Below are 11,806 nucleotides of genomic sequence, written 5' to 3' on the forward strand. Positions count from 1 at the left end.
AATATTACAGATTTCCAATGTAATTTTTCAAACTATTTTTATAGTCTATCTTCATAATTCTTTTTAGTTTGGAGTCATCAAATATAGTATCTCCAGATTCTAATTTCAAAAAACTTTCTTTCCAAGGCACAAAACAAATTTCAGCGTTATACTTTATAGAAATCATTTCTGCAAGACTTTTTAAACTTATGTTATCATTACTACCAATGTTATAAATTTCATTTTTTGTTGACTCAATTAGTGAAGCTTCTGTCATTATTTTACATATATCTTCAACGTGTGTAAATGTTCTATAAATTTCACCATTTCCAAAAAGTGTTATTTTTTTATCTTTTTTTGCTTGATTTGTTAAAAATCCCATTGTCCCATAAGAATATTTGTTTTCTATAATGTGTCCATACGGAACACATATTCTATATATAGTATAATTTAATCCATAATAATTACTCCATGAGTTTATTACATTTTCTGCAAACAATTTATTAGCCGCATAAATAGTTTTTGTTTCTTTTTGGTCATTTTCTTTTAAAGGTGTTTTTTCAATACCCTTATAAATAAGTCTTGTAGAAGGATATACAAACCTTCCACTAAATCCTTGTTTTATAATTTCTTGTAATGTTTTTAGCAAAAGTATTTCGTTTGATTTAATATATTCCTCATATTCGTCAAATCCATCTATAGTTCCTGTTTTTCCAGCCATAAAAAATATTAAATCTGCTGAGTTAAAATTTATTTGTTTTATCTCATTACTGTCAAAAAAATTTATTTTTGAACGTCTATCATAGCTATCAACATCACCCCCCATTTTTCTTAAGTAAAATTCTAAATTAGAACCAATGTATCCACTCCCACCTATCACAATTGCTTTTTTGTTATAGGACTTCATTTATAATGCTTTTTGTTAATATTTCATTTTGTAAAAAACTTTGATTCTTGATTTCATCAATCGCCTCATTAAATTTTTTATCAATTATTTCATCATAAAAAGAATTTAAAATATTATTGAAATGATTGTCTGAGTTTAAACTAAGTTGTTCAATTTTATTATCTGTTTCTATAGTTATACTTGGTTTTACTCCTAGTCCCGCAGTAAAACTTCTATCAGTAGTTACTTTTCCTTTTGTGCCTAAAATTTCAATTTGACATTGATAAAAATTATCAAATCCCCAAGTTAGATGTATTGGGATATTTTGAGAAGATAAAAAATGAGCACTTCCTGTTATATCTACTCCCTTGTTGTTTACATTCATTGTGCTAGATAAGTGTTTTATTCCTTTTCCTAAAACCATTTGTGCTGCTTTTATTGGATATGCCCCTGCATCTAATAAAGCACCTCCGCCAAGTTCTTTACTATATCTAAAATTATTGTTGTTTAAAGGGGGGAAACAGAATGAAGATCTAAAACTTCTGATGTTTCCAATAGTCTTATTTTCTATTAAGTTTAGTAAATATTTACTTTGTGAATGGTATGGGAACATAAAATTTTCCTTAACCACACATTTTTTTTGCTTTGCTTTATCTAATATTTTTTTAGTAACAAAATAATTAGGGGCAAAAGATTTCTCTACATAAATATGTTTTCTTTTTTCTAAGCAATTTAAAATCCACTCTTCATGAAGTCCTGTTGGGAGGGGCATATATACCGCATCAATTTCTTCATTTAATAAATTTTCGTAACCAACTATGGGTTTTACATTAAACAAAGATGCAAATTCATTAGCCTTTAACTCACTTCTACTAGCTACCGCTACTAAGTTAAAATTTTGATTACTTATAATTGTAGGTATTACTGACCTTTTAGCAATATTAGCACATCCCATCACTCCTATGTTAATTTTTTCTCTCATTTTATTTAATAGATAATACTGACAATAAGCTACGAGCTTCTATATTTACATTGTTACTATATTCCATAAATTTCAATAGTTGATTTAGTGTCATCCACTTATAGTTAGTATGTTCCTCTATCTTAACATTTTCATCTATTTTCACTATCATGTTCCTATTCTGATTTTCAAAAAAACGACCACCTTCTTCAGAAAGCATTACGTCATGCATAATATTTTCCTTTTTTGCGTTCAAAACTAAATCCAGATACTTTACTTCGTATTCATTTTCTCCTTTTCTAAAATTTCCAGTTATACATTGAACCGTTGGTGCAAGCTCAACGATATCTAAATTTCCTATCTCCAGTTTTGCTTGTACTAAAAAATGTAGGATTCCATCAATTTCTTTACATATAAAAGCTACAATTCCTTCATTAATTGGCTTAATAATAGGTTGAGTCCAATTAGCAACTTCTCTATTTTCTATTTTAACATCAACAGCTATAACTTCAAAATATTTATTGTTTTTATGATAAATGCTATTGTTTGAAATTATCCAATCCTTTACATCGTTTAAAGGAATCAAATTAACTTTTAAATCATAATTGCTTTTTAACTCTGTTAGCCAAGAATGTATTTGGTTCAAAGTGTAAAGCGATTTTTCCTTATTAAGAATAGACAAAAAAACTTTTCTGTTAAAATCATTTTTATCTTGAGTTACAACAATGTTAATCAATGAGCAAATATCGTTGTTAAAACTTCCATAATTCAATCCTGATATTACAGTTCTAGTATCCATATTAACAAGGTTGTCATAAGTCAAAAGTTCCTTTATTTGGCTTAATGTAACCCACATAAAATCTTCAAACACTTCTATATCTTCATCAATTTTAAGTATGATATTCCTATTTCTCTTTCTATAAAAACGGGCACCTTGCTCTGATTGAAGTTGGTCAATAATAACTTCTCCTTTTCGCTCTTTGAAATAATTCAAATATGTTGGCTCTTTCCCTTTATGTACTTTTGTGAAATTACTCCTTGTGGCTTGTATTGTTGGAGAAAGTTGAACTTTATTTACATTCCCTGGTTCAATTTTAGCCTGAATTAAAAAATGTAATACACCATTAAATTCCTTTGTCAAAAAACCCAAATAACCAATCTCTGGTTGGTTAATTATTGGTTGCGACCATGTCTTACAGTTTTCTTGTTTTATTTCAATGTTTACACCTTCTATGGTGAAAAATTTTCCTGAATTATGTTCAATATTTCCTGTTTGTTTACTAATGTACCAATTTTTGAGTTCAGAAAAATTTATTTGAGAAATATTTACTTTAACTTCTTCATTTCTTTCTTTAACCCACGCTATAATTTCTTCAGTTTTGTGTAAATAGGTATCACTAATGGCAGAATGTAATATGTCAATATTGTGTTTATTCATTATGTTTCTTAGAAATTAGTTCTTTGTATGTAAATCTATTTACTATCTCACCATCTTTCATTTCTAATATTAAATCACATTTCTTTAAAGTTGATATTCTGTGGGCTATCATTATTAAAGTTATGTTTTGAAAATCAATATTATAAATAGTATTCATAACATCCTCTTCTGTTTTATCATCTAAAGCACTAGTTGCTTCATCTAAAACTATAATTTTTGCATTATAATAAAGTGCTCTTGCTATAGCAATTCTTTGTTTTTGTCCTCCAGATATTTTTGCGCCAAACTCACCAATGTTAGTTTTCATACCCAATTCACTACTATTTACCAATTCATTCAACTTTACTTTTTTTATGATTTCACTTACTTTACCATAATCAATTTCATTTTCTTTTTCACCAAATGCTATATTCTCTGCTATGGTTCCATCAAGCATAAAATAATCTTGTCTTACATATGAAATATTTTTTCTGTACAATATTATGTTTTTACTATTAACAAGTGTGCCATCTATTCTAATCTTTCCTTCTGTAGGCTCTAACAGCCCTAATATTATTTTGCTTAATGTTGTTTTTCCAGAACCCGACTCTCCTATAAAGCCTATTTTAATGCCTTTGGGTATCTCTAAATCTATTTGTTTTAAAACTTTATTTCCTACCCCCTTATTATAACTAAATGACAAATTAGACAACACAATACTTCTTTCAAAGGGTAAAGATTCAAGTTTTTTATATTTACTATTTTTTAGTGATTTTTCTATTTCTTTTGACGGGGGGAACAAGTGGTCAAATATATAGTTAGAGTTATTTATTACCATATTAGCTGAAATAATCTTATTTGTTGAGGGAAGCACTTTGTATGCTGCCGTTGAAAATAGAACAAGCAGACTTATAAAATTACCTTCCATAAAAAATATAGTGTAAAAAAACAATAAGGACAAAGAAAGAATTGCAATAAATTCAACTATTTTAGTTGGTATTGTTTGAAATAATTTTAACAACAATATTTGGTGATAAAAATGCTTTAGATAGCCTATAACTTTCTCTACAAAATATTTTTTTTTTTCGTACATAACTACGTCTACATATCCATGTATACTTTCATAGAAACTTTTATATGTTAATGGTTGAACCTTGTTTTTTTTCTCACCTATCTCTTTTAGTTTGTTTTTAGTGCTTTTTGTTGTTATATATACAATAGGTACTATTGTTATTGACAAGAAAATTATTACTTTTAAATTCACAAAAAGTAAGGAAATTAATATAAACAACAACACGAACAATTCATTGAAGATTATTGAATATGATTGTAATCTAGCGGTAACATAATCGTATGGAATAACGTAAACATCTCTAACAATGTGATTTGAATCTGTATTTAAAAAATAGGTGTATTTTTTATTTAATGCTTTTATATACTCATGTTCGGTAATCTGCACAGCTATTTTATTTAAAAATAAATTTTGAAAATAGGTTAATAAAACTACTAAAATATTCTTAATCAAAAACAAAATCACTAAAATAATAATTATAATGTTTGCTATCTTCTGAGGACTTTCCTTTGGAAAAAAACCTATTACTAATGCAAACCTATCCTCAGTCCCTAAATCATAATATTTGCTAAATATGTAAATCATCAAAATTATCATAAACAATCCAAACAACTCTAACATACCTATAGAAATAGAACATATAAAACTATAGATACTTAATTTTAAGTTTCTTCTATTTAATAGAGATAAAGTTTTGGACAAAGAGCTAAAAAAAGACAAATTAAGCATTGAGGTAAATTTAACACCTTTGCAAAACTAAGTAAATAGTTTTTACGAAAACAAAAAACTACTTAAAATATGTGTTATATTTATGCTTTAGATTGTATTCCCATGAAAAAATTTTTATCCTCCATAGTACTATTTTTTTGTAGCTCTTTACTTTTGTTTTCTCAAATCAAAGCCCTTTATCCATTAAATAATGCCGTTATAAATAAAAAAACTTCTGTTGTTTGGACTGAAACAAATCAAAACTCAATTATTGAAATACAACTTTCAAATAATGCGAATATGACACCTATAACTTCTTCTTTAAGTGTTAGTGGCATTTATTCTTATGAATTCCTAAACTTAAACTTAGGGGACTATTATTGGCAAATAAGAACTACAAATGGGACAGATACAAGTTGGACTGCTATCAGAAAATTTACAATTGTAAACATTGATACAATAAGTGGACTATTAACATGGTTTAAACCAGATTCTGGGTTTATTACCAACACAAACAATAAAATTTCTGAATGGAGAGGGATAAACAATGTTGCACGGCAAAATATTGAAGCATATAAACCAACACTTAATATTAATAGTTTAAATGGCTTTTCTTCAGTAGATTTTGATGGGCAAGACGACAATCTGCTTTTCAATAGAGTTTTAGGAATAAGAGATGCTTTTCTTGTTGTTCAGCATAAAACGGGCAATCAAAATTATACTCCAATTCTTGGAGATGATATTATACAACCAGAATATCATGGAGGCACAACAACAAGATTGTTTAATACAACTTATACAAATCCTAAAATTGTAAATGGTATTATTAGAGTTAATAGCAATACCGTTTCAGTTTCAACAGTAAATAAGCCAATAAATAAATCTATTGTTTCCATATTTGCGACAGATAGCGTTCAAGCATCAACTATTGCTAAGGATAGATACTTTATTGATCGCTCTTGGAATGGATCTTACAATGAGATTATACTTTTTAGTAATAGCTTAGACTCAACAAATAGATTTAATATTGAACATGTATTGAAATATAAGTACACACCTTATCCTTATCTTGGAAAAGATACTATAGTATGTGGCCCCAGTATAAAAATTGGTTTTCGTAAAGACCATGCTTATTCTTCACGTATTTGGTCAACAGGAGAAACCAATGTTGATTCAATTACCATTACTCAAAACGGCACATACTGGGTTACGGTTAATAGTTTTGGAATAGTATTAAAAGACACCATCAACATTACAGGCATTGTTCCTCCCCCAACTATCTCTTTAACTAACGACCAAACCATTTGTTATGGAGATTCTATACAAGTAAATTATACTCCCGTAGCTGGTTTTAGTCCAACTTGGAGCACAGGAGCAACCACTAACCAAATAACCGTTAAAGATTCGTCTGTATTCGTTCAACTGACACATAGAGATGCCAACAATTGCTACGCTTCATCAGATATATTCTTTGTTAAAGTAGATTCTCTTTCTCTTTTATCTACTATTGGCGATGACAGAAATATTTGTGATGGCGGGCAAATTTATGCCACTTCTACTGGAGAAGGTCCTTTCAATTATAGCTGGAGCACAGGAGACACTACATCTTTCACTATTCCGCCAACACTTGGAAGTCAAGATATTTCTATAGAAATGAGCAATTTTAATAACTGCTATTTTAGAGATACCATATCTGTAAACGCTTTAAATCTCCCTGCACCTAATGTGGCTTTTGAATATGATACTGCATGCCCTAACAAAATTAGCCAATTTACCGACCTTTCTACTCCCGGAGGAACAGATAATATTATTGATTGGAATTGGAAATTTATAAATAACGATACCTCTGATGCCCAAAATCCAAGTTATATTTTTTCTGAAGGTACTTTTAGCGTTAGCTTAACAGTAGAAACCGACTCAGGGTGCGTGAACACTTTAATTAAACCTTATAAATCGCACCGACAACCGCATGCAACAATTAATAGCTTAATACCTTGTGCAGAAAGTTCTTCTATGCTGTCAAATAATTCTACTATAGCTATTCCGGATGTAATAAATAATTATAACTGGACTATCGGTACACAAAATTACGCTGGATCATCTCCACAAGTTGCGTTTCCAACAGAGGGACTACAAGATGTTACCTTAATAGTTACTTCTAACCGCGGCTGCACCGACACCACCACCAAAACTATAGAAGTTTACCCTGCTCTGCTACCCGATTTTGAGATAGATAATGTTTGTATTGGCGATTCTACTACTTTTACAGATATAACTCCTTCGTATTCAACTATTTCACGCCTTTGGAATTTTGGCGGAGGACAGTTTTCTACCGACACTATGCCAACTATTTTATTTACTGATACCGGAACATATTCTGTTACACTTCAAGTTGAAAATGCTATAGGTTGTCAAAATTCTATTACTAAAACTGTTAAAATAAATTCTCTGCCTATTGCAAGTGCTACAATAGATAATATTTGCGAAAATAGCTTGAGTTTGTTTTACAACACAAGCAATACCACAACAAATAACTTTGAATGGCTAATTAATAGTGTTCCATATACTTCAGATTCTGTTTTGCTAAGTTTTAATACGGCAGGAAATTATCCTGTTTATCACAAAATTACCGATATAAATGGCTGTGAAGATGATACCTCTTTTAATTTTACTATAAGACCAAATCCTAATGTGAATTTTAATTTTAATCCTACTTTTGGGCAAGCACCGCTATTGGTTAATTTTGAAAATGAAACCGATAGTGCTATTTTAAACACTTGGAATTTTGGAGAAAATAATCAGCAGTCTAATGATGTAAACCCGAGCTACACATATACAGAAAACGGAGTTTATAATGTTACTTTAATAGCCGAAAACCAATATGGCTGTAGAGACAGTATGCTTAAAATTATAAATGTTTCTCCTACAGAATTAGATGTAGAATTAAGCAATTTAGATTATCAAATAATAACTTTAGCCAATGGTGATATGGCTTATATTCCTCAACTTACCCTTTCAAATGTAGGTACAAGAACCATATACAATATAGATATTTATGTGTCTATTGATGAAGAAAAAAACATTTCTGAGCATTGGCAAGGCACTTTAAATGTGGGGGAAAGTATGCAGTATATATTTCAATCTTATTTTATTATTCCTGACGAAGCTAACATAAATTATATGTGTGCCGAAGCTAAAAACACCAATGATGATACGGAAGATTTGCTCAGCAATAATAAATCTTGCATAATTTTAAATGGAAAACTTAAAACTTCTAAAATATATCCTAATCCTACAAACAACAATGCAAATATTGACATAATTAGCAAAAATAAAGGAAATATTAATGTAGGTGTTTATGATATGGCAGGCAAAAAAGTTTATACTGCCGAAAACATAGCTATTCAAAAAGGGTATAACCAATTGGTAATAGATTGTGTACATTTGCAAATAGGTAAATACATTGTAAACATTACACACCAAGGCGAAATTTATCAATTAACGTTTTGGGTTAATCATTAAAAATGCAAAAAACACCAATAGCAATATTTGTTTCTGGAAGAGGTAGCAATGCCAAAGCCATAATTGAACAGCAAAATAATCTCGGGTTTCAAGTGGACTTATTGGTGGTTTCCTCTGCTAAAGCTAAAGCAATAGATATAGCTATTGAAAATCATATAGATTATATTGTTTTAGATAAAGAACAATTTTTAAACACTAACGCTATTGTAAATACGCTTACTCAATACAATATTGAACTAATAATTTTAGCCGGTTTTTTATGGAAAATACCGTCCTATTTAATTAATGCTTTTCCAGAAAAAATTTTAAACATCCATCCTTCTTTATTGCCAAAATATGGAGGTAAAGGAATGTACGGCATGCATATACACAAGGCTGTTTATCAAAATAAAGAAAAGGAAACAGGCATCACTATTCATTTGGTAAATGAACACTATGACGATGGAAAAATTTTATTTCAAAAAGCAGTGGAAATAAATAAAGAAGATACTCCTGAAACCATTGCAGAAAAAGTTTTAAAATTAGAACACAAATCATTTGCTCCAACAATTGAGAAATACTTAAAAACAAAAATGCGAATTGTAGCTCAAAACCTTTGATAAATGTAAGGTAAACAATACCTTTGCACTTCATTTAATATTTTTTTCAGTGAAATTTATAAAATCTGCTTTAATTTCTGTATTCTACAAAGATGGATTAGAGAAAATAGCCCAAGAATTAAAGAAAAACAATGTAAGAATTTATAGTACAGGAGGTACTCAAAAATTTTTAGAAGAGCAGGGTTGTCATGTTATTCCTGTTGAAGAATTAACCAACTATCCTTCTATTTTGGGTGGCAGAGTTAAAACATTGCATCCTAAAGTTTTTGGTGGTATTTTGGCAAGAAGAGAAAATGAAAGCGATTTAGCCCAAATAGAAGAATACAAAATTCCTGAAATAGATTTAGTAATAGTTAATTTATATCCTTTTGAAGAAACCGTAGCTAACACTACGGAAGAACAAGAAATAATTGAAAAAATAGATATTGGCGGTATTTCTTTAATTAGAGCTGCTGCTAAAAACTACAAAGACACTTGCGTGCTTTCTTCAAAAGAGCAGTATAATGAGTTTTATAATTTATATACTCAGCAAAGTGGCGCTTTAACCATAAACCAAAGAAGAAATTTTGCGACTAAAACTTTTGCCGTTTCCTCTGCTTATGATGCCGCTATATTTAATTATTTTAATGAAAAAGAAAATATTACAGCTTTTAATCAAGCATTTTCTCAAGCACAAACACTTAGATATGGCGAAAACCCACATCAATCAGCAGAATTTTATGGAAATTTAGAAAACTACTTTGACAAACTAAATGGCAAAGAACTTTCTTTCAATAACTTAGTTGATATTGATGCGGCAGTTAATGTAATTTCAGAATTTGAAAAACCTACTTTTGCTATTATAAAACACACCAATACCTGTGGCTTAGCTTCTGCTACTAATAATTTAGAGGCCTACAAATTAGCTTTAGCTTGCGATAATGTATCGGCATTTGGAGGCATTTTAGCAACAAACAAAAAAATAGAAAAAGATTTAGCCGAAGAAATAAACAAATTGTTTTGCGAAGTAGTTATTGCCCCGGATTTTTCTGCTGAAGCTATAGAAATACTTTCAAGCAAAAAAAATAGAATAATTTTAAAACAAAAAATATTTAATAAACCCAAAAAACAATTCAAATCTATATTAAATGGAGTTTTAGCACAAGACTACGACCAAAGTTTTGAGCTTAGAAACGAGTTTAAGCCTGTAACACACAATAAATGTAACGAACAGGAGTTAACTGATTTAGAATTTGCCATTAAAGCTGTAAAACATTTGAAATCAAACGGAATAGCAATAGTTAAAAACGAACAATTAATAGGTATGGGTTGCGGACAAACATCAAGAGTAGATGCCTTAAACCAAGCTATTAATAAAGCTCGTGCTTTTAATTTTAGCGTAGAAGGAGCTGTAATGGCTTCCGATGCTTTTTTCCCTTTTCCAGATTGTGTAAACATAGCCGCCACAGCAGGTATAACCAGTGTAGCTCAGCCTGGCGGTTCTATTAAAGACCAAGACTCTATAGATGCTTGCAATGCAAACAACATGAGTATGGTTTTTACAGGAAATAGACATTTTAAGCATTAAATTTGATATAGAGAATGATGATTATTGACATAGAAGAAACCAAAATATGAGTTTATTTAATTTTTTTACCGAAGAAATAGCTATTGATTTAGGTACTGCCAATACCTTAATAATACACAACGATAAAGTAGTGGTAGATGAACCTTCAATAGTAGCCATAGACCGAAAAACAGACAAAGTAAAAGCTGTGGGAACTAAGGCGATGATGATGCACGAAAAAACCCACGACAATATAAAAACCATTCGTCCACTAAAAGATGGTGTTATTGCTGATTTTCAGGCAGCAGAAAGCATGATACGCGAAATGATAAAAATGATATACGAAGGAAAAAGAAAACCTATATTTCCTCCTTCGTATAATATGGTTATTTGCATTCCAAGTGGTATTACAGAAGTAGAAAAACGTGCTGTAAAAGATAGTGCCTTAAATTCTGGTGGCAAAATGGTAAAAATGATACACGAGCCAATGGCTGCCGCTATAGGAATAGGAATAGATGTAGAAGAGCCAAGCGGAAACATGATTATTGACATAGGCGGAGGAACAACAGAAATTGCCGTTATTTCATTGTCGGGAATTGTAAGCGACCAATCTATTAGAGTGGCGGGAGATGAATTTACCTCAAACATAGTAAACTATATGAGACGCCAGCACAACATGATGATAGGCGAAAGAACGGCTGAACAGATTAAAATAAATGTAGGTTCAGCTTTATCAGAATTAGAAACTCCGCTTGAAGATTTTGCCGTAAATGGCAGAGATTTAATGACGGGAATCCCTAAGCAAATAATGGTAACTTACTCAGAGGTGGCTCATGCTTTAGATAAATCTATCTCTAAAATTGAAGAAGCTATTTTAAAGGCTTTAGAAACTACCCCGCCCGAATTGGCTGCCGATATATACAAAACAGGTCTTTATTTAACAGGCGGAGGAGCACTACTTACAGGCTTAGATAAACGTATAGCCAGTAAAACAAAACTTCCTGTTCATGTAGCAGAAGATCCATTGAGAGCAGTAGTAAGAGGTACAGGTATTGCCCTTAAAAAAATGGATCAATATACTTTTTTGATGGACGATTAACACACTTAAATAGCCTA

The 11,806-nt window shown here is 30.3% G+C and carries 8 protein-coding genes; 4 read left to right on the forward strand and 4 right to left on the reverse strand.

Going from position 1 to position 11,806, the window contains the following annotated elements; genetic code table 11:
• Positions 1 to 4: 4 nt before the first annotated feature.
• The 4 genes from H6578_01700 to H6578_01715 are packed head-to-tail and all read right to left on the reverse strand — an operon-like array spanning position 5 to position 5,044.
• Entirely contained in the window at positions 5 to 886 is an 882-nt protein-coding gene (locus H6578_01700; GenBank protein MCB9225871.1) for an NAD(P)-dependent oxidoreductase, read from the reverse strand.
• Positions 873 to 1,847, reverse strand: a complete 975-nt coding sequence (locus H6578_01705) for a Gfo/Idh/MocA family oxidoreductase (GenBank protein ID MCB9225872.1) — start codon at positions 1,845 to 1,847, stop codon at positions 873 to 875. Before H6578_01705 ends, H6578_01700 begins: the two co-directional genes overlap by 14 nt.
• A 1-nt stretch (position 1,848) precedes the next feature.
• Complete coding sequence (locus tag H6578_01710) at positions 1,849 to 3,264, reverse strand: NDP-hexose 2,3-dehydratase family protein (GenBank protein ID MCB9225873.1); 1,416 nt, start codon at positions 3,262 to 3,264, stop codon at positions 1,849 to 1,851.
• Complete coding sequence (locus H6578_01715; protein MCB9225874.1) at positions 3,257 to 5,044, reverse strand: ABC transporter ATP-binding protein; 1,788 nt, start codon at positions 5,042 to 5,044, stop codon at positions 3,257 to 3,259. The genes H6578_01710 and H6578_01715 overlap by 8 nt, the downstream gene beginning before the upstream one ends.
• A 102-nt stretch (positions 5,045 to 5,146) precedes the next feature.
• On the opposite strand from H6578_01715, the gene H6578_01720 reads away from it, so the two are divergent.
• The 4 genes from H6578_01720 to H6578_01735 are packed head-to-tail and all read left to right on the forward strand — an operon-like array spanning position 5,147 to position 11,789.
• The gene (locus tag H6578_01720) at positions 5,147 to 8,545 is read left to right on the forward strand and encodes a PKD domain-containing protein (protein ID MCB9225875.1); all 3,399 of its coding nucleotides are present in this window, start codon (positions 5,147 to 5,149) and stop codon (positions 8,543 to 8,545) included.
• 2 nt (positions 8,546 to 8,547) lie between these two features.
• Positions 8,548 to 9,144 (forward strand): phosphoribosylglycinamide formyltransferase, encoded by a 597-nt coding sequence (locus tag H6578_01725; GenBank protein MCB9225876.1) that lies wholly within the window; start codon positions 8,548 to 8,550, stop codon positions 9,142 to 9,144.
• Between the two features lie 37 nt (positions 9,145 to 9,181).
• Positions 9,182 to 10,711, forward strand: coding sequence for a bifunctional phosphoribosylaminoimidazolecarboxamide formyltransferase/IMP cyclohydrolase (purH, locus tag H6578_01730; protein MCB9225877.1), 1,530 nt, complete (start codon positions 9,182 to 9,184; stop codon positions 10,709 to 10,711).
• 46 nt (positions 10,712 to 10,757) lie between these two features.
• A complete protein-coding gene (locus H6578_01735; GenBank protein MCB9225878.1) occupies positions 10,758 to 11,789 on the forward strand; it encodes a rod shape-determining protein in 1,032 nt (343 codons plus the stop codon).
• Positions 11,790 to 11,806 lie beyond the last annotated feature (17 nt).

It is taken from the genome of Chitinophagales bacterium (assembly GCA_020635995.1).
In the GTDB taxonomy this organism is placed as follows: domain Bacteria; phylum Bacteroidota; class Bacteroidia; order Chitinophagales; family UBA8649; genus JAFMKE01.

Excerpts from the sequence above, each read along its gene's own strand:
- H6578_01700 (MCB9225871.1), bottom strand. The coding sequence starts at position 886 with ATGAAGTCCTATAACAAAAAAGCAATTGTGATAGGTGGGAGTGGATAC.
- H6578_01715 (MCB9225874.1), bottom strand. The coding sequence starts at position 5,044 with ATGCTTAATTTGTCTTTTTTTAGCTCTTTGTCCAAAACTTTATCTCTA.
- H6578_01710 (MCB9225873.1), bottom strand. The coding sequence starts at position 3,264 with ATGAATAAACACAATATTGACATATTACATTCTGCCATTAGTGATACC.
- H6578_01725 (MCB9225876.1), top strand. The coding sequence starts at position 8,548 with ATGCAAAAAACACCAATAGCAATATTTGTTTCTGGAAGAGGTAGCAAT.
- H6578_01705 (MCB9225872.1), bottom strand. The coding sequence starts at position 1,847 with ATGAGAGAAAAAATTAACATAGGAGTGATGGGATGTGCTAATATTGCT.
- H6578_01735 (MCB9225878.1), top strand. The coding sequence starts at position 10,758 with ATGAGTTTATTTAATTTTTTTACCGAAGAAATAGCTATTGATTTAGGT.
- H6578_01720 (MCB9225875.1), top strand. The coding sequence starts at position 5,147 with ATGAAAAAATTTTTATCCTCCATAGTACTATTTTTTTGTAGCTCTTTA.